Below are 22,781 nucleotides of genomic sequence, written 5' to 3'. Positions count from 1 at the left end.
CGCCCGGCCGTCCCCTCAGTCGCTCGGCAGCCGCTCCTCCACGTAGTCGAGCCCGGCCGGGATCGACGCGTGCGCCACGTGCGAGCGCGTCGGCATGCCGACCACGATCAGCTTGTCGAAGTCAATGTCCTGGAGCACGGCGAGGAGGGCGGCGACGTCGAGCTCGCCGTCGCCGAGGGCGACCTTGTCGCCGCTTGGCCGGCGCACGTCCTCGATCGAAAGGCTTGCGAGCACCGTCGCATATTCCTTCGCCGCCGCGTGGGGATCGGTGCCGCCGGCGAGGAGGCAATGACCCGCATCGAGGGAGAGGGCGAGAGGTGCCTCGGTCATCTGCTTCACCGCATCGCGCACCAGCTTGAAGTCGTCGAGGGTCGCGACCATGTGGCCGGGCGTCGGCGCGAGGGCCGCCGGAACACCGGCGGCGGCGGCGAGGTCGGCGACCTGCTTCAGCCCGTCGAGGAGATGGGCGCCGGTCTCCTGCTGGCTCGCCCCGCGCTTGGGCCGGCCGGAGCCGAACGACACCGCTTCCGCCCCGCAGATCGCCGCCACGCGGATCGCCCGCTCCAGGAAGGCGAGGCGTCGCGCCCGTCCCTCGGCGGTGGGATCGATGAGGCTCGGGGCGTAGGGATCGCGCGGGTCGAGCACGTAGCGGCCGGTGGCGTCCACGGTCGCGGCCAGATCGAGGGCGGCGAGGCGAGCGGCAAGGCGTTCGGCGTGACGTTCATAATCGTCGGCGAAAGCGTCGAAGTGGTGCACGTCGAGGCTGAGGGCCACGCCCGAGTAGCCCGCATCGGCAATCATCTCGATCGCGTCGTCGAGCCGGTGATGGGTGCAGCCATTGGTGTTGTAGGCAAAACGCAGCATCATCAGGCGGCCTTGTCCGCCAATTGTCCAGGGTGGGCGGGAGAGGATGGAGGGCGCATGTGTCCTCGGCGCGACGGTCCGTGAGCGTGCGGCGCAACAGGCAGTCTAGTGTCGGCCACGGTGCTCCCCTCGGTGCCGATCGCTACGCCGCGCGAAAGGCGGCCCGTGCCTTCTTGTAGCCGACGGGTTGCGGCGCGAGAAGCGCTTTGCCGCGCTCAGTCTAGTAATCCGAGCCTCAATCAACCTGATTTTGGTGCGCATTTCGCCGCGCTTTGGCCTCGCAGGTGTCGCCGGGGGCGGAACCGGCGCTTGCCGAGAGCGCTTTAGGGTCGAGATGGAGGTGATCGATGCGCGACGAAGCGACATTGCCCTGCGCTGGCGGCCGTGAGGCCGGGAGCGTCCTTGCCATTCCGCTCGCCGGCTGGAAGGCGATCCTCGTGCGCACCTGGCAGGCGATCGGCGAGGACAACGTCTCGCTGATCGCCGGCGGGGCCACCTTCTTCCTCATCCTGGCGGTCTTCCCGGCGCTCACCGCCTTCGTCGCCCTCTATGGGCTCGTCGCCGACGTGGGAACGGTGGACGGGCACATGGGCCTTCTCGCCGGCGTCATGCCGCAGTCGGGCATCGACATCGTCAGTGGCGAGCTGAAGCGTCTCGCCTCGCAGCCGCAGGGGCAGCTCGGCGTCGGCTTCGCGATCGGCCTCGGCGTGGCGCTCTGGAGCGCCAACGCCGGGGTGAAGGCGCTCTTCTCCGCGCTCAACATCGCCTACAACGAAAGTGAGAAGCGCGGCTTCGTCCGCCTCACCCTCACGTCCTTCGCCTTCACGATCGCCGGCATCTTCGGTGCCGTGGCGCTCCTTGCGGCGACGGTGGTGGTGCCGGCCGTCCTCGGCTATGTGGGCCTCGGCAGCGCCGCGGCGACGCTGATCTCGGTGCTGCGGTGGCCGATCCTCCTCCTCGTGCTGGTGGTCGGGATCGGCCTCCTGTTCAAGTACGGAGCGTCGCGCCGGCCGCCGCGCTGGCGGTGGATCTCCTGGGGCACATTGGCGACGGCGGTGATGTGGATCGCCGTGTCGGCCGCCTTCTCCTTCTACCTCGCCCATTTCGCCGACTACAACGCGACCTATGGCTCGCTCGGCGCCATCATCGGCTTCATGATGTGGCTCTACGTCTCGCTCGTGATCCTGCTCGCGGGCGCCGAGCTCAACGCCGAGATCGAGCATCAGGTGGCGACCGATACCACCGTCGGTCCCGATCGGCCGATGGGAAAACGGCGCGCGGTCAAGGCCGACACCTTGCCCCAAGGGGAGGGCTGCTAGCAGTCCACCATGGTGGCTGCCAAGCTAAGCTGTTGTGATGCTGGGCGAAATTCGATTTGCCGGCTTGCTTCTCGGCGCCGACATGGCAGACTTTTCGCTGTCGCACAATGGAGGGCAGCTATGGCGTCGGCTCTGGAGCGGCAGCTTGCCGGCTACAGCCTCACGACGGCGGAGATCTTCTACAGATTACCCGACCACCCCGGCATTCTGCAGACCTATGTCTGGCAGGACTACGACCAGGCCCCCGACTTCCCGGTGCTCGAGCGCTTCCTCGCGTTCTGGCGCCGCGAGATCGAAGGGCCACTGCACTCCGTCAACGTGTGCTGCCGAAGGCTCATCGCTCCGGGACGTTACCGCACCATCCGCTACGAGCACTTCCACTAGCGCGTTCAGGAAGAGTGGAGCCGGTTTTCCGCTCGGAACGCGCGCAGACAAAGAAGCTGGAGCCGATTCGGTGAACGTGAGTTCATTGAACCGGCGCTAGGGTCCGAGTTCGATCGGGCGATCGCCGGCGTGGCGGCCGGGCGCGCGGGTACTGCCGCGCGTCTTCCCCGCGGTGGCGCGCGGGGGAACGGTGGTGCGGGGCGGCGCGTTGAGTGCGACGGTGGCCGGGCGACGGCTGGCGCCGCGCACGGCCTTGGGGTATGCGGGCTTCCGCGGGACACGAGTCGCGCCGGCCCTATCGCGCCCCCATATGGGGGACGCGGCATCGCCCAACAGAAGGCTCGTCATGACCCCGACCTACCGAGAACACCCCACCATGTTCGCCGACGAGCCGGGAAAGTTCATCCTGGCTTGCCTGCTCGTTCCCTTCGGCGTCGGCATCATCTGGCTGGTCTGGTGGTACATCACCAACCGATCGGCCCTCGTCACCATCGACGAAGAGCGGGTGACGCTCCGTCGCGGCATCTTCAGCAAGGAGAGCGTCGAGGTGGAGATGGGATCGATTCGCGCGGTCCGCGTGGATCAAAGCTTCGTCGACCGCATTTTCAATTGTGGGATCCTGAAGGTCTATACCGCCGGCGACAATCCGGAGATCGTGCAAGCGGGCCTGCCGGATCCCGACCGTCTCCGCGCCGCGCTGCGCAGCGCGCGCGGTGCGTAAGTTGCATGATCTCATCTGCCCACGCCACGAAGGCCGCATTGACCGATGATTGACAGTCCCGCCACATTGAAACCGCGCTACCAGGAGCACCCGCGCATGTTCGCGGACGAGCCCGGCTACTTCCTCCTCGCCTGCGTGCTGGTGCCGATCGGCGTCGGCATCGTCTGGCTCATCGTGTGGTGGATCAAGACGCGCTGCACCCTCCTGACCGTCGGCGAGGAGCGGGTGCTCCTGTCGCGCGGCGTCTTCAGCAAGGAGCGCCTGGAGATCGAGTTGGAATCGATCCGCACCGTGCGCATCGACCAGTCCTTCGTCGATCGCATCTTCAACTGTGGCGTGCTGAAGATCTACACCGCCGGCGACAATCCCGAACTCGTCCAGAAGGGCATGCCTGACCCCGAGCGGCTGCGCTCGGCGCTGCGCTCGTGAGCGACGTGCCCGCCGCCGCGGCGCCCAACCGCCGCAAGAGCCGCCTCGACGTCTTCATCGCCCGCATGACGGCGCAGAAGCTGTTCCTCGAACGCGTCGCCGAGATGATCGCCGACGTGGACGGTCCCGTGCTGGAGCTCGGCCTCGGCAACGGGCGGACCTTCGATCACCTGCGCGAGATCCTGCCGGGCCGCGAGATCTTCGTGTTCGATCGCGCGGTGACGGCCCATCCCGCGTCGATCCCCGACGGCGACCACATGATCATCGGCGAGATCCGGGACACGCTCGCCTATTGCGGGCCGCGGGTGAAGCGACCGGCGGCGCTCGTCCATTGCGACCTCGGCACCGGCGACCCGACCGCCGATCTCGCCAAGGCCGCCTGGCTCGCCCCGCAGATCAGCGAGCGCACCGCACCCGGCGGCTACGTGGCGAGCGGCATCGCGCTCGACATGCCGGGCTTCGAGGAGATGCCGCGCAGCGCCGACGCCGAGCTCGGGCGCTACTGGCTCTATCGCAAGGCGGCCTGATCCACCTCCAATGAGCCGCCTCGACAGTTTCATTCGCCGCATGAGCGCCCAGCGGCTGCTGCTCGACGCCGCAGCCGAGCGCCTCGTCGGCATCGACGGGCCGATCATCGACCTCGGCATCGGCGCCGGGCGCACCTACGATCACCTCGTGGCCCTGTTTCCGGACCGCGAGGTGTTCGCCTTCGACAACTTCGTCCAGGCGGCGGTGGGCGTGCTGCCGGATGCCCACCACATGGTGATCGGCGAGATCCGCGACACCCTTCCGGCCTCGCTTCCGAGGCTTGGCCGGCGGGCCGCTCTCATTCACAATGATCTCGGCTCGGCGGACGCGGTGGGCAACGCCGCGATCGGCGGGTGGCTCGCCCCGGCGATCCTCGCCGTGGCGCGTCCCGATGCCATCATCGTGACAAGTTTTGTCCTTCCATTTGACAAGGCCGTTTCGCTGCCGTTGCCCGACGGCGTCGCGCCCGGCAGGTATCATTTGTTTCAGCTCACTGTTTGACCATGCCGGCCGAGCGTGGCATTCGCCGGCCATCCTGTAGAAGGGGGCGTGTTTTTTGGCCTCTCGAGCCTTCTTTCGTTGCCGCGCTTGCGGCGAACCCGTGGTCGCGGGCGCCTATCGCTGCCCCGTGTGCGGGATCGACTTCCCCACCGGCACGCCTGGCGCGCCACAGACCCCCAACTCGCCCGCCGCGGTGACGCCGGACGGCGCTCCGCTGCGCGACACGCCCCAACCGCGACCCGATTCCCTCGCCGCCCGCCTCGAGGGCGCGCTCGACGAGGAGCTCGTCTTCGTCGACGAAACGCCGACCGAGGATGCCCCTCCGCTCGACGCGACCGTCGAGGAGGAGCTCGCCGAACCCGAGCCCGACGACGTCGCCGAGGCGCCCGAGGACGAGGTCGAGCACGACGATGCCGATCTCGACGACATCGACGTGAGGCGGGACGATCCGCGCGCCAAGGCCCCGCCGCTGGGGCCGGTGGAGCCCGTCCGTCCACGGCGCGGGCGCGAGTGGCCCGCCACCGGCTCGGAGCTGGCGGTGACGCCGGCGGGCCGGCGCGGCGCGCGCAAGCGCGAGCCTCGCGTGGTGATCGCCGCGATGAAGGACGACGTCGCCGTGCGCCGCGAGGAGGCGCGCGAGGTGATGCCCACCCGCCGCCGTCGCAGCAAGACCGGCAGCCTCGCCGGCACGCTGATGCTCGCCCTCCTGCTCCTCGGCGTTGCCGGGGCGGGGGCGTGGTGGCTCGACGTGACGGGCGCGGTCGATCTCGGCATCACGCGGCGCCTCGTCGCCCCGCTGCAGCGTCAGGCGGAGGTGACCGAGGTGCGTGCGGAGGATGGCTGGCTGCGCATCCCCGCCGCGACGGGGACGCGGGTGATCGGTGCCGACGGTCCCTTCCGCGTGCGCATCGACGGCGCGGTCTACACCATCGAAGGCGGGCGGGAGGTGCGCGTGCCGGTGACGGAGGCGACGAACCTCTCCGTGCGCGTGGTGCAGAGCCCGACGGTGGCCAAGGTGAGCCTCGCGCCCTGAACCGCGCGGCGGCTCGGGACGCGAGGTCGATCAGTTGGCGCTGATGCAGATGCTGCCGGCCGGCCCGTCCGCGGGACAGCGCGGCAGCGCTTCGGAGCGGTCGAGCGCCGCACTGAGCTTCGCCGCCAGAGCGTCGGGCGAGACGGGGAGGGCGAAGCGCTCGTCACGGGCGAATTCGTCGATCGCCTTCTCAACGGCCGCCGCGTCGGCGGTCTCGCTGGCGAGATAGTCGAGATCGACCAGCGCCCCCACGATCTGCGCGTCGCCGGCATAGCTTGCGCCGCCGGCATCGTCGCGCTCGCCGACGATCCGGGTGGAGCCGGCTGCGGGGTCGGCAGGGGCGGTGGGTGCGGCGGGAGCGGCCGGGGAGCGGGCGAGCACGCTGGAGCCGACCTCCGCCTGCGACGTCGTGTCGGCGGCCGGCGGGGTGGCGGTCGCGCTCGCCGTGTCGGTCGAGGGCGCAGGGGTGCCGCCCTCCGAAGCGTTGTCGCCCGTTGCCGGGATCACCTGTCGCACGCGCTGCGACGCGACCGGGTCGGCCGCCGTCTGCGCCGTGTCGGAAAGGGTGCCGAGATCACCGCCCTCGATCCCCTCAGCCACCGTCGTCTGCGGGGCGGCGGGGGTGGAGGCTGGTGCGGCATCGGCGGGGGTCTCCGCGGGCGGGGCGCTCGCCACCTCGTCGCGCGGGGCGGGGCGGGGGATCGGCGCCGGACCGGTCACGATCGGCGCACGCTCGTCCGGATAGATCGGCTCGTCGGCATAGAGCGGCTCGCCGGGGCGGCGCGGCTCGGTGGAGAAGGGGTTGAAGGGCGGCTCGCCCTGCGGCGGCTGCGTAGGCGTGTCGAAGGGGCTGCGCAGATCGAGCGGGCCGCTCTCCTGGGCGACCACGATCTCGGGCTCCACGATCACCCACGCCGCCCCGTCCGGCCGGCGGCAGCGGAAGCCGTCGACGGCGGTGTGGCCGCCCTCGCCGTCGAGGTCGATGCGATAGCCGCGGCACGGCGGCTCGCCGCGTCGGCGCACCGGCTGATAGGTGCGCACCGCGACGACCCGCCCGCTCGGCAGGTTGAAGCGGCTCACCTCGCCGGTGTTGGCATAGTCGAGGATCGTGCTGAGGCGCGCCTCGATGGAGCGCCGCTCGGCGGGGCTTACGGGCAGCGCCGTCTGAAAGCTCTGCGCGGCGGCGAGCGTCGCCGGCAGCATCGCCGCGGCGGCCAGCAGGATGGGCTTCATGGACCTCTCCATTCCGACTTCAGCGGTCCCGTGGAACGATTGACACGTCCCAGCCTGAGTGTCGGCTGAACATCGTGTGACTATAGCGGCGCCGGGCGGAACGGGCGAGCCTCGGCGGTCCTGTCGCCATCCCCCGCCGCCCGGCTCACTCCGTCGGCGGCTTGGCGCGATCGGAGAGGCCGCGGGGCAGATAGGCGCCATAGCCCTTCTCGCCGACGAGCGCCCCGTCGCGCACCATCACCTTGCCGCGCAGGATCATCGTTTCCGGCCGGCCCCGCACGGCGATGCCCTCGTAGGGCGAATAGTCGGCCGCATCGTGGAGCTCGGCGTGGCGGATGACGCGCTCGGCATCGGGGTCCCAGATGGCGATGTCGGCGTCGGATCCCACCGCGATCGTGCCCTTGCGCGGGTAGAGGCCGTAGGTCTTGGCGTGGTTGGTGGCGGTCATCGCCACGAAGCGCGGCAGATCGATGCGCCCCTTCATGACCCCTTCGGAGAAGAGGATCGACAGCCGCGTCTCCACCCCCGGAATGCCGTTCGGGATGTGGCGGAAGTCGTTGCGGCCCTTGGGGTTCAGCTTGCCGCGATCGTCGTCGTAGCGGAACGGGCAGTGGTCGGAGGAGAAGAGGTCGAAGATCCCCGTCTCGATACCGCGCCAGATATTCGTCTGCTCCGCCTTGTCGCGCGGCGGCGGCGAGCAGACGAACTTCGCCCCCTCCCAGTCCATGCCGGAGAGGTCGTCCTCCGTCAGCATCAGATACTGCGGGCAGGTCTCGCCCACGATCGGGCGGCCGCGGGCGCGGGCGCGGGCGATCTCCTCCATCGCCGCGCCGTTGGAGACGTGGACGATCACCACCGGCACGTCGACCACCTCGGCGAGGCTGATCGCGCGGTGAGTGGCTTCGCGCTCCACCACCACCGGCCGCGTCGTCGCATGGGTGCGCGGCTCCAGATGGCCCTCGCCGGTGAACTTGTCGACGAGGAAGCGGATGGCGTCCTCGTTCTCGCAGTGGACCATGACGAGCGCGCCGGTGCGGCGGGCGGTGTCCATGGTGGCGAGGATCTCGGCGTCGTTGAGGCGCAGCGCCTCGTAGGTCATGAAGATCTTGAACGAGGTGTAGCCGTCCGCCACCGCCGCGGGCAGCTCCTGGCCGAGCACGGCCTCGCTCGGGTCGGAGATGACGAGATGAAAGGACACGTCGGTGTAGCAGTTGCCGGCGGCCTTCGCGTGGTAGTCGGTGAGGGCGGTCCGCAGCGCCTCACCCTTTTCCTGGATGCAGAAGGGCAGCACCGTGGTGTTGCCGCCGAAGAGGGCGGAGCGGGTGCCGCTCTCGAAGTCGTCGGCCATCACGATCCCCTCGCCGGAGGGCTGGGCGATGTGGACGTGGCTGTCGATACCGCCGGGCAGCACGTAGCGCCCGGCGGCGTCGATGGTCTCGGCCGCGCCGGTGAGGCCACGGCCGAGCGCCACGATGACCCCGTCCTTGATGCCGACGTCGGCCCGATAGACGTCGGCCGCCGTGGCGACGGTGCCATTCGCAATGACGAGGTCGTACATAGAGCTACCTTTGGCCGGCCGCGCGATGCAGCCCATCGATCTGACGAGACTAGACCATTTTGCAACGAGGCTGAGAAGGGCGCGCCGTGCATAGGCGCGCCGGCCCCACGCGCCCTAGTATCCGCGGCCGCGTTCGACCACGTTCTGCAGCGGTTTGCCCGCCTCGAACGCGCTGATCTGGCCCGTGATGTAGCGCGAGACCGCCGTCGGGTTGCTCGGCGCCGCGGCGTGGGGGGTGATGACGAGGTTGGGCGCCGTCCACAGCGGATGGTCGGCGGGCAGCGGCTCGGTCTGGAACACGTCGAGGCTCGCCCCCGCGAGGGTGCCGGAGTGCAGCGCGGCGAGAAGGTCGTCCTCGTTCTGCAGCCCGCCGCGTCCGGCGTTGATGAGGACCGGTCCGCCCATCACCCCGTCCTGCGCCAGCTGGCCGATGAGCTCGGCGTCGATGATGTCGCGGGTCTGCGGCGTGAGCGGCAGGAGCACCACCAGATAGTCGGTGTTCGCGAGGAATTCGGGGAGCCCTTCGGCGCCGACATGGAGCGGCACGTCGGCGGGCTTCGGCGATCGCGACCAGCCGGACACGGTGTAGCCGAGCGTCGTGAGCACCTTGGCGCAGTGGGAGCCGAGGATGCCGTAGCCCATGATGCCGACGCGCACCTGCGAGGCGACCGGCTGGTCGTGTTCCTCCCACTCCTGGCGCCCCTGTTGGGCGAGATAGGTGAGGGCTCGGCGGTGATGGGTGAGGACCTGCAGCGCGACCCACTCGCCCATCGGCCCCGTCAGCGTGTCGTCGACGAGGCGCACCACCGGCAGATCCGGAAGGTCGGGATCGGCGAGGACGCCGTCGACGCCGGCGCCGAGATTGAAGATGGCCTGGAGGTTCGGCAGGCTCGGCAGAAGGCCCGCGGGCGGCCGCCAGGTGATGGCGTATCGGATCTCGGCGGGGTCGTACTCGTCGCGGCCATAGAGGTAGAAGGTGCGGCCGGGGGCCGCGGTGTGGAACGCCTTCACCCAGGCGTCCGCGCGCCAGCTGCCGACCGTCAGAAGAGAAGCCATGGAAACTCCGCCGATTTTCAGGATGCGCCGGAGCGTAGGCGGCAGATGCGCGGTTTGACAATGTTGACCGCGTCCCCGCGGGGTCATATTTCGCCAATATGGCGAAACGTCCCATCCTCATTCTGCCCGATCCCGTCCTGCGCAAGGTGGCCGAGCCCATCGCGGCGGTGGACGAGCGCGTCCGCACGCTGGCGGACGACATGCTCGAGACGATGTACGAGGCCCCCGGCATCGGCCTCGCCGGGCCGCAGATCGGGGTGCTCGAACGCATCATCGTCTGCGACGTGGTGACGGAGGAGGGAGCGGACCCCAACCCGATGGTGCTCGTCAACCCGGAAATCCTCGAAGCCTCGGAGGAGACCTCCACCTACGAGGAAGGCTGCCTGTCGATCCCCGACTATACCGAGGACGTGACGCGGCCCGCCTGTGTGCGCGTGACCTATCTCGACCGCGACGGCGAGCGCCGGGAGGTGGCTGCCGAGGGGCTCCTCGCCACCTGCCTCCAGCACGAGATCGACCATCTCAACGGCGTTCTCTTCATCGACCACCTGTCGCGGCTGAAGCGCGACCGGGTGACGAAGCGCTTCCAGAAGCAGGCCAAGCACGCATGATCGATCGTCGGGCAATGGCGCGGACGGCGCGGCACGCGTCGGCCGGCGAGGGGGTGCGCCCGTGATGCGCGTCGTCTTCATGGGGACGCCGCCCTTCGCGGTGCCGACGCTGATGGAGATCGTCGGCCAGGGCCACGAGATCTGCGCCGTCTACACCCAGCCGCCGCGGCCGGCGGGGCGGGGCATGGCCGAGCGCCGCTCGGCGGTGCACGAGGCGGCCGACGCGCTCGGCATCGAGGTGCGCCATCCGACGAGCCTGCGCGAGGAGGCGGGCGCCATCGCGGCGCTCGAGGCCGATGCGGCGGTGGTGGTCGCCTACGGGCTGCTCCTGCCCGAGAGCGTGCTCCAGGCGACGCGCCTCGGAGCGTTCAACGTCCACGCTTCGCTTCTGCCGCGCTGGCGGGGGGCCGCCCCGGTGGCGCGCGCCATCATGGCGGGCGACGCCGAGACGGGCGTCTGCGTCATGAAGATGGAGAAGGGCCTCGACACCGGTCCCGTCGCCATGGTGGAGCGCGTCGCGATCGGCCCGGACGATACGGCGGGCGAGCTGACCGAGCGACTCTCCCGCCTCGGCGCCGACCTGATGGGGCGGGCGCTCGGCGGGCTCGAGCGGGGCGCCCTCACGCTGGAGAAGCAGCCCGTGGAAGGCGCGACCTACGCCAACAAGATCGACAAGGCCGAGGCCGTGATCGACTTCGACGCGTCCGCCGAAGCCGTGCGCAACCACATCCACGGTCTCAATCCGATGCCGGGCGCCCACACCACGATGAGGGTCGGCGACAAGACCGAGCGTCTCAAGATCCTCAATGTGGTGGTGGTGGACGGGGAGGGCGAGCCCGGCACCGTCCTCGACGACCGCCTCACCATCGCCTGCGCAGTGGGGGCCATCCGCCCGACGCGGGTGCAGCGGGCGGGGAAGGGTCCCGTCGACACCGACGCCTTCCTGCGGGGGGCACGGATCGCCGTCGGCGACCGGTTCGGGGCCGTCTAGCTTGCCCCGATATCGGCTCCTCGTGGAGTATGACGGCGGCCCCTTCGTGGGCTGGCAGCGCCAGGAGAACGGCCGCTCCGTGCAACAGGCGCTCGAGGAGGCGGCGGAAAAGCTCTGTGGCGCACCGACGCGTGTCTTCGGCGCCGGCCGCACCGACACCGGCGTCCACGCGCGCGGCCAGGTCGCCCACCTCGACTTCGCCCGTGAGTGGCGCGCCGACACCGTGCGCGACGCAATCAACGCCCACCTGCGGCCCGAGCCGGTCGCCGTGCTCGCCGCGGCTCGCGTCGACGAGACCTTCGACGCCCGCCACTCGGCGCGGCGGCGGCATTATCTCTATCGCATCCTCAATCGTCGGCCGCCGCTCGCCCTCGACCGGCTCGCCTGGCAGGTCGCCCCGCCGCTCGACACGGGAGCGATGGCGATGGGCGCGGCGCGCCTTCTCGGCCGCCACGACTTCACCACCTTCCGCGCCGCGCAGTGCCAGGCGAAGAGCCCGCTGCGCACCCTCGACAGGCTCGACGTCGCCCGCGACGGCGATCTCGTGACCGTGGAAGCCTCGGCCCGATCCTTCCTTCACAATCAGGTTCGGTCCATGGTGGGGTCTCTGGTCGAGGTGGGGCTCGGCCGCTGGACGCCTGACGATATGACGGCGGCCCTCAAGGCGCGCCGACGCGCGGCTTGCGGGCCGGTGGCGCCCGCGGTCGGCCTCATCCTCATGGGCGTGGACTACGAGGACGATTGATGGACGTCACCTTGGGTATCATCGGCGGCTCCGGGCTCTACGAGCTGCCGGGCCTTCAGGGAGAGTGGGAGACGATCGAGAGCCCCTGGGGCGAGCCGTCCGATCAGGTCTTGCGCGGCACGCTCGACGGCACCCGCATGGTGTTCCTGCCGCGCCACGGCCGGGGGCACGGCCTCGATCCGACGGGGATCAACTACCGCGCCAACATCGACGTGATGAAGCGGGCGGGGGTGACCGACCTCGTGTCGCTGTCGGCCTGCGGCTCGCTGCGGGAGGATCTGCCACCGGGAATGTTCGTGATCGTCGACCAGTTCATCGACCGCACCTTCGCCCGGCCGAAATCCTTCTTTGGCAACGGCTGCGTGGCGCACGTATCGATGGCGCACCCGGTGTCGCGCGATCTCGGCGACCGGGTGGAGGCGGCGGCCAAGGTGGTGGGCGTGCCCGTCCGCCGCGGCGGCACGTATCTTGCCATGGAAGGTCCGCAGTTCTCTTCGCTCGCCGAATCCCAGCTCTACCGGGCCTGGGGGGCGGACGTGATCGGGATGACCAACATGCCGGAGGCCAAGCTCGCGCGCGAGGCGGAGATCGCCTACGCCACCGTCGCCATGGTGACGGACTTCGATTCCTGGCACCCCGAGCACGGCGAGGTCGACATCATGTCGATCATCGCCACCATGACGCAGAACGCCGACGCCGCGCGCAATCTCGTCGCGACGCTCGCCGCCGCGACCCCTCCCACCCGCGAGCCCTGCTCCACGGGGTCCGACATGGCCCTCGAAACCGCCATCATCACCACGCCCGAGGCGCGCGATCCGGCGCTCCTTGCCAAACTCGACGCGGTCGCCGGCCGCGTCCTGTCGCGGAGCTGAGAATGGACGCCTCGACGATCGACATCGAGAAGCTGGTGCGGGTCATCCCGGACTACCCGAAGACCGGCATCATCTTCCGCGACGTCACCACGCTGTTCGCCGATGCCGATGGGTTGCGCGTCACCATCGAGGCGATGGCGGCGCCGTTCCGCGACGCGGGCATCGACCTCATCGTCGGCGTCGACGCGCGGGGCTTCATCATCGGCGGCGCGATGGGGATGGCGATGGGCAAGGGCTTCGTGCCCATCCGCAAGCGCGGCAAGCTGCCGCCCGAGGTCTACCGCGAGGAATATACGCTGGAGTATGGGACCAGCGAGGTGGAGATCAACGTGAACGCCGTGCCGAAGGGGGCGCGGGTGCTGCTCGTCGACGATCTCATCGCCACCGGTGGCACCGCCATGGCGGCGGTGAAGCTCGTCGAGCGGGTGGGCGGCACCGTGGCGGCCGCCTCCTTCACCATCGACCTGCCCGACATCGGTGGCTCCAAGCTCCTGCGCGCGCAGGGGGTGGAGGTGTTCTCGGTGCTGAGCTACCCCGGCGATTGATCGCCGAGGTCGCAGCACCATTCAGCGCGGCAGCGGCGGATTGAACACGGGCGTCGCGTCGGGCCGGCCGGCGCTCCGGCCGAGGTGGGCCGCGAGCGCCGCCACATAGAGCGGATGCTCCACCGCGAGAACGCGGGCGGCGAGGCTCTCGGCGTCGTCGTCGGGCATCACCGGCACGGCGGCCTGGGCGACGATCGGCCCGTCGTCGAGCTCGGCGGTGACGAGGTGAACGCTCGCACCGTGGAACTTCGCCCCGGCGTCGAGCGCCCTCTGGTGCGTGTCGAGCCCCTTGAAGGCGGGCAGCAGGGAGGGATGGATGTTGAGCATCCGCCCTTCCCACCGCGCGACCATCTCGGGGCCCAGAATGCGCATGAAGCCGGCAAGGCACACGTGCTCGGCCCCCGAGGCGCGGATCGCGGCGTCGAGAGCGTCGTCGAAGGCGGCGCGGGTCGGGTGATCGCGGCGCAGCACCACGTGGGTCGCGATGCCGCGCTCGGCGGCGCGGGCGAGACCCACCGCGTCCGCCCGGTCGGAGATGACGGCGACGATCTCTGCCGGATAGTCCGCCGCCTCGGCGGCTTCGGCGAGCGCCACGAAATTGCTGCCGCGTCCGGAGATGACGACGGCGACGGGGACCTTGCTGCTCACAGGATCGCGCAGCCTTCGCCGTCGGCGGGGCGCGGCACGACGCGGCCGATGATCCGCGCGCTCTCGCCCGCCTCGCCGAGGGTGGTGGCGACGGCGTCGGCCGCTTCCGGCGCGACCGCCACCACGAGGCCCACCCCGCAGTTGAACGTCGCCTCCATCGAGGCGTCGTCGAGATCGCCCTCGGACTTGATGAACTCCATCAGCGGATGGCGGAAGAGGGCGCCTCGCTCGATCTCGGCGGCGAGCCCCGTCGGCAGCATGCGGGGGACGTTGCCGGTGATGCCGCCGCCGGTGATGTGGGCGATCCCCTTCACCGCCGCGCCGTGCGCTTTGAGGGCGGTGAGCACCGACTTCACGTAGATGCGGGTCGGGGCGAGGAGGGCGGCGCCGAGCGTCGTCTCGCCGAACGGCTCCTCCATCGACCAGCTGCACTCGGCGGCGAGCTTGCGGATCAGCGAATAGCCGTTGGAGTGGGCGCCGGAGGAGGCGAGGCCGAGGAGAACGTCGCCTTCCGCGACGGTGTCGCGCGGCAGCACCGCGTCGCGCGCCACGGCGCCCACCACGAAGCCGGCGAGGTCGTAGTCGCCCGGCTTGTAGTGGCCGGGCATCTCGGCCGTCTCGCCGCCGACGAGGGCGCAGCCCGCCTGCCGGCAGCCCTCGGCGATGCCGCGGATCACCGCCGCCGCCGCGTCGACGTCGAGGACCCCCGTCGCATAGTAGTCGAGGAAGATGAGCGGCTCGGCGCCCTGGGCGATGACGTCGTTGACGCACATCGCCACGAGGTCGATGCCGACCCCTTCGTGCACGCCGAGATCGACGGCGAGGCGCAGCTTGGTGCCGACCCCGTCGGTGGCGGCGACGAGGAGGGAGCCCGCGTGGCCGGCCGCCGCGAGGTCGAACAGACCGCCGAACCCTCCGAGGGACGGGGACGACCCGGGCCGCGCCGTCGCCGCCGCGAACGGCTTGATGCGGTCGACCAGCGCATCGCCGGCGTCGACGTTCACGCCGGCCGCGGCATAGTGGGCGCGGGGGTTCTCGGACATTGATGCGGGACCTTCCGTCGGTGTATCGGGAGCCGATGGGCGACGTGCCATCATTCGCGGCCGATGGGAAGCTTATCAACAAGCCGTCCCTGTTCGTTCTGTGCATAGCGGTGAGGAGGCGGGCCATCGGGTCGCGCCCGGCACGCTGCACGCTAGGGTCGTCGTGCCGCGCAGTCTCCCGCGGCGTGTCGTCTCGGATGGACCGGACATGATCCAGCTCGCCCTCGACCTTGCCCCGGTGACGACACCGCCCGCGACCGTGATCACGCCGTCGAACGAGGACGCCTACCGCGTGCTCGACGATTGGCCGCGATGGCCGCATCCCGTCGCGATGGTCGGCGGGCCGAGCGGCTCCGGCAAGTCGCACCTCGCCGCCGTGTTCGCCGAGCGGGTCGGCGGGCGCCTCGTCGAGGGTGCCGAGCTTGCCGCGGCCGACGCCGTCGAGCTCGCCCGCACCGCCGTCGCGGTGGACGACATGGAGGCCGCCGACGAGCGCGCGCTGTTCCACCTCATCAACGCCGTGCGGGCGGCCGGCACCACGCTCCTCCTCACCGGCTCTCGCGCCGGGGTGAGGTTGCCCGACCTCGCCTCCCGCCTGCGGGCCGTGCCGGAAGTGATGCTCGACGCGCCGGACGATGCGCTGATGCGCCGCGTCATCATGGAGACGTTCATGGAGCGGCAGCTTCCGGTGGACCCCGCGGTGGTCAACTATCTCCTGATGCGGATGGAGCGGACGTTGCACGCCGCCCGCGCCGTGGTGGAGGAGATCGACCGCAGGGGCCTTGCCGAGCGGCGGGCGCCGACGCGGCCACTTGCGGCGCGAGTGTTGCGCGAGAGCGGTTCACCCTCGGACGACATTGTGCCATAGCCCCGCCGAGGGCTGACACTTCGGGGGGCGGCAATGGCGGACTCGGCAGGTATGGAGGCGCCCGAGGCGCCTCCGAAGGAACCTATTCAGGATCTGCGGCACAGCCCGCGGCGGTTCACCAACCGCGAGCTGTCGTGGCTGTCGTTCAACGAGCGGGTGCTGGAGGAGGCGGACAACGCCAGCCACCCGCTGTTGGAGCGGCTGCGCTTTCTGTCGATCTCGGCGAACAATCTCGACGAGTTCCTGATGGTGCGCGTCGCCGGGCTGATCGCCCAGCAGCGGGCGGGTGTCGATGCGATGAGCGACGACGGGCTCACCCCGTCCGAGCAGCTCGTCAAGATCAACGCGGCGGTGGCCGAGCTGCAGCGCCAGCAGCAGCGCCAGCTCGCCGAGCTTCGCGGCGAGCTCGCCAAGGCCGGCCTCGAGATCGCCGAGCGCGACGAGCTGACCGAGGGCGAGCTCGACGCGCTGGAGGAGACCTTCCTCAACCACATCTTCCCGGTGCTGACGCCGCTCGCCATCGATCCGGCCCACCCCTTTCCCTTCATCCCCAATCTGGGCTTTTCGCTGGCGCTCCACCTCAAGGCGCCGGACGGGGAGAAGCGCACGGCGCTGGTGCGCATCCCGGCCCAGGTGGAGCGCTTCATCCGCCTCGAGAGCGAGGGCAGCACGGCCCGCTTCATCGGCCTCGGCAGCGCCATCCGCCTCAACCTCCACTGGCTCTTTCCCGCGCACGAGATCCTCGCCACCGGCTCCTTCCGCGTCATCCGTGACAGCGACCTCGAAATCGAGGAAGAGGCGGAAGACCTGGTGCGCACCTTCGAGAGCGCGCTGAAGCGGCGTCGGCGCGGCAGCGTGGTGCGGCTCGAAGTGGAGGCCTCGATGCCGGAGGACCTCAGGGACTTCGTCGCCTCCGCGCTCGGCGTCGACCAGAGCGCCATCATGCTGATGGACGGGCTCCTGGCGCTGAAGGACCTCTCCCAGCTCGTCTCGCTCGATCGGCCGGACCTCAAGTTCCAGCCCTACACGCCCCGCTTTCCGGAGCGTGTGCGCGAGCAGGGGGGCGACTGCTTCGCCGCGATCCGCGCCAAGGACATGGTGATCCACCATCCCTACGAATCGTTCGACGTGGTGGTCCAGTTCATCGCCCAGGCCGCGCGCGACCCGGACGTGCTCGCGATCAAGCAGACGCTCTACCGCACCTCCAACGACAGCCCCATCGTCGCCGCCCTCATCGCCGCGGCGGAGGCCGGCAAGTCGGTCACCGCGCTCATCGAGATCAAGGCGCGCTTCGACGAGGAGGCGAACATCCGCTGGGCCCGCGACCTGGAGCGGGCGGGGGTGCAGGTGGTGTTCGGCTTCCTGGAGCTGAAGACGCACGCCAAGCTGTCGATGGTGGTGCGGCGGGAGGGGGGCCGGCTCGCCACCTACGTGCACATCGGCACGGGCAACTACCACCCGGTCACCGCGAAGATCTACACCGACCTCTCCTTCTTCACCGCCGACCCGGTGATCGCGCAGGACGTCGCCCGCGTCTTCAACTTCGTGACGGGCTATGCCGAGCCCGCGGAGCTGTCGCGCCTCGCCGTGTCGCCGATCACGCTGCGCCCGCGCATCCTCGACCACATCGCCGCGGAGGTCGCGCACGTGAAGGCGGGCCGCCCCGGCGCGATCTGGATGAAGATGAACTCGCTCGTCGACGCGAAGGTGATCGACGCGCTCTACGACGCCTCCGCCGCCGGCGTCGAGATCGACCTCGTGGTGCGTGGCATCTGCTGTCTGCGGCCGGGCGTGCCGGGCCTTTCCGATAACATTCGGGTGAAGTCCATCGTCGGCCGCTTCCTGGAGCACAGCCGCATCTTCTGCTTCGGCAACGGCTCGGCGCTGCCCTCGCGCGATGCGGTGGTCTACATCGGCTCCGCCGATCTGATGCCGCGCAACCTCGACCGGCGCGTCGAAACCATCGTTCCCATCGACAACGACACTGTCCACGAACAGATTTTGGACCAGATCATGGTGGCATCGTTGCGCGACAACGAGCAGAGCTGGCGGGTGACGTCCGACGGCGGCCACGAAAGGATCAGGGTGCAGGATGGCGAGGAAGCCGTGAACGCGCACAAATACTTCATGACCAACCCGTCGCTGTCCGGCCGCGGTCGGGCGCTCGAGTTGTCGTCGCCGAAGATGTTCAAACCGCGTCGCCCGTGACGGGTTCGTCGAATACCGCCGCGATCGCCGCGGCAACCGCGCAGGGTCCGCGCATGGGATCGGGCGCTGTCGCGGTGATCGACGTCGGCTCCAACTCGGTCCGTCTCGTGATCTACGAGCGGGCCTCGCGGGCGCCGACGGTCCTCTTCAACGAGAAGGTGCTCGCCGCCCTCGGCGAGGGGCTCGCCGAGAACGGCCGCCTCTCCGACGAGGCGATGGGGCGGGCGCTCGCGGCGCTGCGCCGCTTCATGCTGCTGATCCGCGATGCCGACGTGCGGCAGGTGACGATCCTCGCCACCGCCGCTGCCCGCGTCGCGACCAACGGGGCCGACTTCATCGCCGACATCGAGCGCATCGCGCGGCAGAAGGTGCGGGTGCTCGACGGACGCGAGGAAGCCGAGATGGCCGCCAACGGCGTGCTCTGCGGCTTCTGGAGCCCGGATGGGGTGGTGGGCGATCTCGGCGGCGGGTCGCTGGAGCTGATCGACGTCGGCGACGGCGGCCTCGGTCCGGGCGACAGCTTTCCTCTCGGCACCCTGCGCCTCAAGAACGACGCGGGCAACGCGTTGCGGCGCGGCTGCGAGATCGTCACCGACATGCTGTCGGGCTCGCGGCAGCTGCCGCTGCTTGCTGGCCGCACCTTCTATGCCGTGGGCGGCACCTGGCGCTCGCTGGTGCGCCTCCACATGGCGGTCACCAACTACCCCTTGTCGGTGATGCACCACTATTCGGTGCCGGGCGCGGAGATGGCGGCCTTCTGCGAGCGCATCCTTTCCGAGGGGGTCGAGGGTCTCGACGAGGATCGGGTGATCTCCAAGGGGCGCCGCAGTCTGGTGCCCTGGGGGGCGGCGGTGCTGAAGGCGATCGTGGAGATCGGCAAGCCCGACCAGGTGGTGGCCTCCGCCCTCGGCGTGCGTGAAGGGCTCATCTACAGCGGTCTCGATGCGGCGGAGCGGCGGCGCGATCCGCTGCTTCTCGCCACCGAGGAGCTCGCCCTCCTGAGGGCCCGCTCGCCGCAGCACGCGACGGAGCTCATCGAGTGGGCGGGCGCGGCCTTCCGCACCCTCGGCCTCAGGGAGACCGAGGAGGAGGAGCGTCTGCGCGTCGCCGCGTGTCTCCTCTCCGACATCGGCTGGCGCGCCCACCCGGACTATCGCGGCGACCAGGCGCTGGCGATCGTCTCCAACGCGGCGCTCTACGGCGTCGACCATCCCGGCCGCAGCTACATCGCGCGGGTGCTCCACGACCGCTATGGCGGGATCGCCGATCCCCGCGCCAAGCCGGCGGTGGAGGGGCTGTGCTCGCCGCGCATGGAGCAGCGGGCGAAGGTCCTCGCCGCCGTCTGCCGCGTCGCCTACGTGCTGGCGCCGGGAACGCCGGGCGTGCTGCCGCGCATCCGCCTTCTGCGCGACGACGACACGATCGTCTTGTGGCTGCCGGAGGACCTTGCCGGGCTCGAGGGCGAGCGCCCGCTTCGCCGCATGCGCCAGCTTGCCCGCCTCGTCAACGCCCAGGCCGAGATCCGCAGCGGCGGAGCCTAGAGCGCACACGGGCGAGGCGTGTGCTGCCGGCGAGATGGAGCGCAGGACGCTCTATCGAGACGGCTCCGGCTCGCCGAAGACGAGGGACAGGAACTCGGCGATTTCCGCGGCGGTGGCGTGCACGTGGTCGGCGGGCTCGGACGTGCCGTGCTCGTCGATCAGCACGGTGTGCATGCCGATCTGATGGGCGGTGAGGAGGTTGGGCAGGCGGTCGTCGAACATCACCGCCCGGTGCGGGTCCACGGCGTGGTCGCGCATCAGCGTCTGGAACGCCGCGGGGCTCGGCTTGCCGACGAAATCGCACGCCTCGATGTCGCACACCGCCTCGAAGAGGTGGGCGATGCCGAGGTGGGCGAGCACACGCTCGGCGTGGCGGCGCGAGCCGTTGGTGAAGATCAGCCGTCGACCGGGCACCCGCTCCAGCGCGTCGGCGAGCCCCTCGCCGCGCCCGATGGGGGAGAGGTCCACCTCGTGCACGAAGCCGATGAAGTCGAGCGGATCGACGTCGTGGTGCTTCATCAACCCCACGAGCGAGGCGCCGTAGCGCTCGTAGTAGGTCTTGTGGAGGGCGCGGGCGGTGGTCTCGTCGCCGGCGATCTCCTGGATGAACATCACTACGCGGTCGATCATCGCCTCGTGGAGGCGAGAGGAGCGGCGATAGAGGGTGTCGTCGAGATCGAACACGAAGGTGTCGATCGAGGCGGGTAGCGTCATGGCGGGCCTTTCCGATGGCGCCGCTGGGGAAGTGCCGGCCGGCCGCGCCCGGGTGCGGGGGGAGGGCGCGAGCCGGCCGGAAGCGCCCGAAGACCCGAGCCGAGACGCCTCGGCCTCAGGGACGGGACAGCGGGCGCAACCGCAGCGGGAGCGTCAGCCCCCGACCGCCTTCAGCCGGCCGATGGTGCGATGGGCGCTCGGCTTGATGTCCTTCACATCGAGGCTGATGTCGAGAGCTTTCACCGTGTGGGTGAGATCACCAATCGAGATAATGTCGACGCCGATCTCGGCAATGGGCACGATGGTGGTCTCGTTGATGCCGCCGGAGGCTTCGCAGAGGGCGCGCCCGTTCACGAGCTTCAGCGCCACCTTCATCTCGTCGAGGTCCATGTTGTCGAACATGATGATCTCGACGCCCGCGGCGAGGGCTTCCTCCACCATCTCGAGGCTCTCGCACTCCACCTCGAACTTGAAGGTGTGCTGGGCCGAGGCGCGCAGGACCTTCACCGCCTCGGTGATCGAGCCGGCGATCTTGATGTGGTTGTCCTTCACGAGGACGCAGTTGGCGAGGTTGAAGATGTGGTTGTGCCCGCCGCCCACGCGCACGGCGTATTTCTGCACCATCCTGAGGCCCGGCCAGCCCTTGCGGGTGTCGGTGATGCGCACGCCCGTGTGCTTCACGAGATCGGCGTAGCGGCGCGTCTTGGTGGCGATGCCGGAGAGCTGCTGCAGCCAGTCGAGGCCGGAGCGCTCGATGATGAAGAAGGTCGAGGCGCGCGCCTTGATGCGCATGAGGACGGTGCCGGGCTCCACCACGTCGCCGTCCTGGACGCAATATTCGATCTCCGCCTCCGGCTCGATCTGGCGGATGGTCTCGTCGGCGAACAGCATGCCGCAGACGATGCCCTTGCCCTTCGCGTAGATGTTGGCGGTCTGCACCGGGTCGTCACCGACGAGGAAGCCGCCGGTGGTGTCGCCGGAGGAGATCTCCTCGCGCAGGCCCTGCTCGATCAGGGGCCGGATCATGAAGCGGTTCAGCAGCATGGGTGTCTCCTCACGCCGACAGGCGGTTGGTGAAGGCGCGGCCGTCCTTCATGACGAGATGCAGCCGCTCGCGCTCTTCGAGGATGGTGATGTCGTCCAAGGGGTTGCCGTCGACCACGAGCACATCGGCGAGACAGCCCGCCTTCAGGGCGCCGACGTCGGACCGGCCCATGCACTCGGCGGCCTTGGTCGTGGAGGCGACGATCACCTCCATTTCCGACATGCCGAGCCAGTCGATCATGAAGCGCAGCTCCTTCATGTTCTCGCCGACGAGCAGGCGGTGCGACTGGTCGGTGCCCATGGCGATCTTCACGCCGCGCTTCACCGCCTCTTTCCAGATGGGGATCTGATTTTCCATCAGGGACAGGATCTGCGCGTCCTTCACGTCCTCCTGGCCCATCTGATGGCTCGCCCAGGCCGTGTTCTTCTTGCGGTGCTCCACCGAGAGGGGAACGAGGGCGAGGGTCGGCACCCACCAGGTGTCGTGCTTCAGGAGCTGGTCGATGGACTCCTCGTCGATGAACCAGCCATGCTCCAGCGAGTGGATGCCCGAGGCGACGGCGTTCTTGATGCCGGCGAGACCCTCGGCGTGGACCGCGACGCCCTTGTGCTTGGTGGTGGCCTCCGACACCGCGGTCTTGATCTCCTCGATGGTGAACTGCGGCTCGTCCCAGGAATCGGTGATCGAGGTGATGCCGCCGGTGGCGCAGATCTTGATGAAGTCGGCGCCGCGCATCAGGAATTCGCGCACCATGCGGCGCATCTCGTCGACGCCGTCGCACACGGTGTTGGGGAGCCACGCACGCTTCTGGATGCGCATGCCGGCGGGCACCCAATAGTCGCCGTGACCGCCCGTCTGGGAGATCATCCCGAGCGAGACCTGGAGCCGCGGCCCGTCGATGACACCCTCGGCGATCGCCTCGCGGAAGCCGGCGTCGGCGCCGCCCATGTCGCGCGCCATGGTGATGCCGCAGGCGAGGGTCTCGCGCAGCACCTCGGTGGACTTCAAGACGTTGTAGGTGGGGGTGTTGAGGAGGTGCTGGCGCATGTCGCGGGCGCGGTAGGTGCCGTGGACATGGGTGTCGATGAAGCCCGGCAGCACGGTGCGGCCGGAAGCGTCGAGCCTTTCGGCGCCGCTCGGGACCGTCACGGCGCTCTCGGGGCCGGCCGCGGTGATCACGCCGTTCTCGATGACGACGACACCTCGGGCGATCGGGTCGGCGCCGCTGCCGTCGATGAGGGTGCCACCGTGGATTACAGTCGTCATAGGTCTCCCACCTTGCTTGGGGAGACTAAAACGCCTCTGGCACCATGGCACGAGGGCC

General features: G+C 69.8%; 24 protein-coding genes. 15 read left to right on the top strand and 9 right to left on the bottom strand.

From position 1 onward, the window contains the following. Nucleotides 1–15: 15 nt before the first annotated feature. A complete protein-coding gene (locus tag JCR33_RS17045) occupies nucleotides 16–867 on the bottom strand; it encodes a sugar phosphate isomerase/epimerase family protein (protein WP_198883321.1) in 852 nt (283 codons plus the stop codon). 344 nt (nucleotides 868–1,211) lie between these two features. On the opposite strand from JCR33_RS17045, the gene JCR33_RS17040 reads away from it, so the two are divergent. From JCR33_RS17040 to JCR33_RS17010, 7 genes are all read left to right on the top strand, one after another. Then, complete coding sequence (locus JCR33_RS17040) at nucleotides 1,212–2,183, top strand: YihY/virulence factor BrkB family protein (protein WP_198883320.1); 972 nt, start codon at nucleotides 1,212–1,214, stop codon at nucleotides 2,181–2,183. 120 nt (nucleotides 2,184–2,303) lie between these two features. Then, entirely contained in the window at nucleotides 2,304–2,567 is a 264-nt protein-coding gene (locus JCR33_RS17035) for an usg protein (RefSeq protein ID WP_198883319.1), read from the top strand. Nucleotides 2,568–2,913: 346 nt separating this feature from the next. After that, on the top strand, nucleotides 2,914–3,288 hold the full coding sequence (locus JCR33_RS17030) for a PH domain-containing protein (RefSeq protein ID WP_198883318.1): 375 nt from the start codon (nucleotides 2,914–2,916) through the stop codon (nucleotides 3,286–3,288). A 45-nt stretch (nucleotides 3,289–3,333) separates the two neighbouring features. Next, nucleotides 3,334–3,717 carry a PH domain-containing protein gene (locus tag JCR33_RS17025; protein WP_232372638.1) on the top strand — a complete coding sequence of 128 codons (384 nt, stop codon included), beginning with the start codon at nucleotides 3,334–3,336 and terminating at the stop codon, nucleotides 3,715–3,717. After that, nucleotides 3,714–4,244, top strand: coding sequence for a class I SAM-dependent methyltransferase (locus tag JCR33_RS17020; RefSeq protein WP_332461217.1), 531 nt, complete (start codon nucleotides 3,714–3,716; stop codon nucleotides 4,242–4,244). The genes JCR33_RS17025 and JCR33_RS17020 overlap by 4 nt, the downstream gene beginning before the upstream one ends. A gap of 10 nt (nucleotides 4,245–4,254) precedes the next feature. Continuing rightward, nucleotides 4,255–4,746: a class I SAM-dependent methyltransferase gene (locus tag JCR33_RS17015; protein WP_198883316.1), complete on the top strand. Its 492-nt coding sequence runs from the start codon at nucleotides 4,255–4,257 to the stop codon at nucleotides 4,744–4,746. Between the two features lie 100 nt (nucleotides 4,747–4,846). Then, complete coding sequence (locus JCR33_RS17010; RefSeq protein WP_198883315.1) at nucleotides 4,847–5,779, top strand: hypothetical protein; 933 nt, start codon at nucleotides 4,847–4,849, stop codon at nucleotides 5,777–5,779. A gap of 30 nt (nucleotides 5,780–5,809) precedes the next feature. Here JCR33_RS17010 and JCR33_RS17005 read toward each other — a convergent pair whose 3' ends face one another. The 3 genes from JCR33_RS17005 to JCR33_RS16995 form a co-directional block, all read right to left on the bottom strand. Beyond that, complete coding sequence (locus JCR33_RS17005; protein WP_198883314.1) at nucleotides 5,810–7,012, bottom strand: hypothetical protein; 1,203 nt, start codon at nucleotides 7,010–7,012, stop codon at nucleotides 5,810–5,812. A 145-nt stretch (nucleotides 7,013–7,157) separates the two neighbouring features. Further along, nucleotides 7,158–8,570, bottom strand: coding sequence for a dihydropyrimidinase (hydA, locus tag JCR33_RS17000; protein ID WP_232372637.1), 1,413 nt, complete (start codon nucleotides 8,568–8,570; stop codon nucleotides 7,158–7,160). A 114-nt stretch (nucleotides 8,571–8,684) separates the two neighbouring features. Beyond that, a complete protein-coding gene (locus tag JCR33_RS16995; RefSeq protein WP_198883312.1) occupies nucleotides 8,685–9,626 on the bottom strand; it encodes a 2-hydroxyacid dehydrogenase in 942 nt (313 codons plus the stop codon). A 98-nt stretch (nucleotides 9,627–9,724) separates the two neighbouring features. Here JCR33_RS16995 and def point away from each other — a divergent pair, with 98 nt between their 5' ends. The 5 genes from def to JCR33_RS16970 all read left to right on the top strand — a co-directional run bounded on the left by def (nucleotide 9,725) and on the right by JCR33_RS16970 (nucleotide 13,390). Next, nucleotides 9,725–10,237: a peptide deformylase gene (gene def / locus JCR33_RS16990; protein WP_198883311.1), complete on the top strand. Its 513-nt coding sequence runs from the start codon at nucleotides 9,725–9,727 to the stop codon at nucleotides 10,235–10,237. Between the two features lie 64 nt (nucleotides 10,238–10,301). Continuing rightward, nucleotides 10,302–11,228, top strand: a complete 927-nt coding sequence (fmt, locus tag JCR33_RS16985; protein WP_198883383.1) for a methionyl-tRNA formyltransferase — start codon at nucleotides 10,302–10,304, stop codon at nucleotides 11,226–11,228. A gap of 1 nt (nucleotide 11,229) precedes the next feature. After that, the gene (gene truA / locus JCR33_RS16980; protein ID WP_198883310.1) at nucleotides 11,230–11,973 is read left to right on the top strand and encodes a tRNA pseudouridine(38-40) synthase TruA; all 744 of its coding nucleotides are present in this window, start codon (nucleotides 11,230–11,232) and stop codon (nucleotides 11,971–11,973) included. Beyond that, nucleotides 11,973–12,845, top strand: coding sequence for an S-methyl-5'-thioadenosine phosphorylase (locus JCR33_RS16975; protein WP_198883309.1), 873 nt, complete (start codon nucleotides 11,973–11,975; stop codon nucleotides 12,843–12,845). The genes truA and JCR33_RS16975 overlap by 1 nt, the downstream gene beginning before the upstream one ends. 2 nt (nucleotides 12,846–12,847) lie before the next feature. Continuing rightward, a complete protein-coding gene (locus tag JCR33_RS16970; protein ID WP_198883308.1) occupies nucleotides 12,848–13,390 on the top strand; it encodes an adenine phosphoribosyltransferase in 543 nt (180 codons plus the stop codon). A gap of 21 nt (nucleotides 13,391–13,411) precedes the next feature. Here the strand turns inward: JCR33_RS16970 and purN are convergent, their stop codons facing one another. Together purN and purM are read right to left on the bottom strand one after the other, a co-directional pair. Next, entirely contained in the window at nucleotides 13,412–14,038 is a 627-nt protein-coding gene (gene purN / locus JCR33_RS16965; protein WP_198883307.1) for a phosphoribosylglycinamide formyltransferase, read from the bottom strand. Beyond that, nucleotides 14,035–15,081, bottom strand: coding sequence for a phosphoribosylformylglycinamidine cyclo-ligase (purM, locus tag JCR33_RS16960; RefSeq protein ID WP_198883306.1), 1,047 nt, complete (start codon nucleotides 15,079–15,081; stop codon nucleotides 14,035–14,037). The genes purN and purM overlap by 4 nt, the downstream gene beginning before the upstream one ends. A 208-nt stretch (nucleotides 15,082–15,289) precedes the next feature. Here purM and JCR33_RS16955 point away from each other — a divergent pair, with 208 nt between their 5' ends. Genes JCR33_RS16955 through JCR33_RS16945 form a run of 3 tightly spaced genes read left to right on the top strand, consistent with a single transcriptional unit; the run spans nucleotide 15,290 to nucleotide 19,698 of the window. Then, nucleotides 15,290–15,949: a P-loop NTPase family protein gene (locus JCR33_RS16955; protein WP_198883305.1), complete on the top strand. Its 660-nt coding sequence runs from the start codon at nucleotides 15,290–15,292 to the stop codon at nucleotides 15,947–15,949. Between the two features lie 33 nt (nucleotides 15,950–15,982). Continuing rightward, on the top strand, nucleotides 15,983–18,157 hold the full coding sequence (locus JCR33_RS16950) for an RNA degradosome polyphosphate kinase (protein ID WP_198883304.1): 2,175 nt from the start codon (nucleotides 15,983–15,985) through the stop codon (nucleotides 18,155–18,157). A 53-nt stretch (nucleotides 18,158–18,210) separates the two neighbouring features. Next, entirely contained in the window at nucleotides 18,211–19,698 is a 1,488-nt protein-coding gene (locus JCR33_RS16945; RefSeq protein ID WP_198883303.1) for a Ppx/GppA phosphatase family protein, read from the top strand. Nucleotides 19,699–19,749: 51 nt separating this feature from the next. Here JCR33_RS16945 and JCR33_RS16940 read toward each other — a convergent pair whose 3' ends face one another. The 3 genes from JCR33_RS16940 to JCR33_RS16930 all read right to left on the bottom strand — a co-directional run bounded on the left by JCR33_RS16940 (nucleotide 19,750) and on the right by JCR33_RS16930 (nucleotide 22,723). Continuing rightward, complete coding sequence (locus tag JCR33_RS16940) at nucleotides 19,750–20,412, bottom strand: pyrimidine 5'-nucleotidase (protein ID WP_198883302.1); 663 nt, start codon at nucleotides 20,410–20,412, stop codon at nucleotides 19,750–19,752. Nucleotides 20,413–20,565: 153 nt separating this feature from the next. Then, nucleotides 20,566–21,456, bottom strand: a complete 891-nt coding sequence (gene nadC, locus JCR33_RS16935) for a carboxylating nicotinate-nucleotide diphosphorylase (protein WP_198883301.1) — start codon at nucleotides 21,454–21,456, stop codon at nucleotides 20,566–20,568. Nucleotides 21,457–21,466: 10 nt separating this feature from the next. Further along, nucleotides 21,467–22,723 carry an amidohydrolase family protein gene (locus JCR33_RS16930; protein WP_198883300.1) on the bottom strand — a complete coding sequence of 419 codons (1,257 nt, stop codon included), beginning with the start codon at nucleotides 22,721–22,723 and terminating at the stop codon, nucleotides 21,467–21,469. Nucleotides 22,724–22,781 lie beyond the last annotated feature (58 nt).

The organism is Acuticoccus mangrovi, from assembly GCF_016411865.1.
Classification (GTDB): domain Bacteria; phylum Pseudomonadota; class Alphaproteobacteria; order Rhizobiales; family Amorphaceae; genus Acuticoccus; species Acuticoccus mangrovi.
This window is presented reverse-complemented; position numbering and strand designations above follow the sequence as displayed.

Excerpts from the sequence above, each read along its gene's own strand:
- JCR33_RS17045 (WP_198883321.1), bottom strand. The coding sequence starts at position 867 with ATGATGCTGCGTTTTGCCTACAACACCAATGGCTGCACCCATCACCGG.
- JCR33_RS17040 (WP_198883320.1), top strand. The coding sequence starts at position 1,212 with ATGCGCGACGAAGCGACATTGCCCTGCGCTGGCGGCCGTGAGGCCGGG.
- JCR33_RS17035 (WP_198883319.1), top strand. The coding sequence starts at position 2,304 with ATGGCGTCGGCTCTGGAGCGGCAGCTTGCCGGCTACAGCCTCACGACG.
- JCR33_RS17030 (WP_198883318.1), top strand. The coding sequence starts at position 2,914 with ATGACCCCGACCTACCGAGAACACCCCACCATGTTCGCCGACGAGCCG.
- JCR33_RS17025 (WP_232372638.1), top strand. The coding sequence starts at position 3,334 with ATGATTGACAGTCCCGCCACATTGAAACCGCGCTACCAGGAGCACCCG.
- JCR33_RS17015 (WP_198883316.1), top strand. The coding sequence starts at position 4,255 with ATGAGCCGCCTCGACAGTTTCATTCGCCGCATGAGCGCCCAGCGGCTG.
- JCR33_RS17005 (WP_198883314.1), bottom strand. The coding sequence starts at position 7,012 with ATGAAGCCCATCCTGCTGGCCGCCGCGGCGATGCTGCCGGCGACGCTC.
- hydA (WP_232372637.1), bottom strand. The coding sequence starts at position 8,570 with ATGTACGACCTCGTCATTGCGAATGGCACCGTCGCCACGGCGGCCGAC.
- JCR33_RS16995 (WP_198883312.1), bottom strand. The coding sequence starts at position 9,626 with ATGGCTTCTCTTCTGACGGTCGGCAGCTGGCGCGCGGACGCCTGGGTG.
- def (WP_198883311.1), top strand. The coding sequence starts at position 9,725 with ATGGCGAAACGTCCCATCCTCATTCTGCCCGATCCCGTCCTGCGCAAG.
- fmt (WP_198883383.1), top strand. The coding sequence starts at position 10,302 with ATGCGCGTCGTCTTCATGGGGACGCCGCCCTTCGCGGTGCCGACGCTG.
- JCR33_RS16975 (WP_198883309.1), top strand. The coding sequence starts at position 11,973 with ATGGACGTCACCTTGGGTATCATCGGCGGCTCCGGGCTCTACGAGCTG.
- JCR33_RS16970 (WP_198883308.1), top strand. The coding sequence starts at position 12,848 with ATGGACGCCTCGACGATCGACATCGAGAAGCTGGTGCGGGTCATCCCG.
- purM (WP_198883306.1), bottom strand. The coding sequence starts at position 15,081 with ATGTCCGAGAACCCCCGCGCCCACTATGCCGCGGCCGGCGTGAACGTC.
- JCR33_RS16955 (WP_198883305.1), top strand. The coding sequence starts at position 15,290 with ATGATCCAGCTCGCCCTCGACCTTGCCCCGGTGACGACACCGCCCGCG.
- JCR33_RS16950 (WP_198883304.1), top strand. The coding sequence starts at position 15,983 with ATGGCGGACTCGGCAGGTATGGAGGCGCCCGAGGCGCCTCCGAAGGAA.
- JCR33_RS16945 (WP_198883303.1), top strand. The coding sequence starts at position 18,211 with ATGGGATCGGGCGCTGTCGCGGTGATCGACGTCGGCTCCAACTCGGTC.
- JCR33_RS16940 (WP_198883302.1), bottom strand. The coding sequence starts at position 20,412 with ATGACGCTACCCGCCTCGATCGACACCTTCGTGTTCGATCTCGACGAC.
- nadC (WP_198883301.1), bottom strand. The coding sequence starts at position 21,456 with ATGCTGCTGAACCGCTTCATGATCCGGCCCCTGATCGAGCAGGGCCTG.
- JCR33_RS16930 (WP_198883300.1), bottom strand. The coding sequence starts at position 22,723 with ATGACGACTGTAATCCACGGTGGCACCCTCATCGACGGCAGCGGCGCC.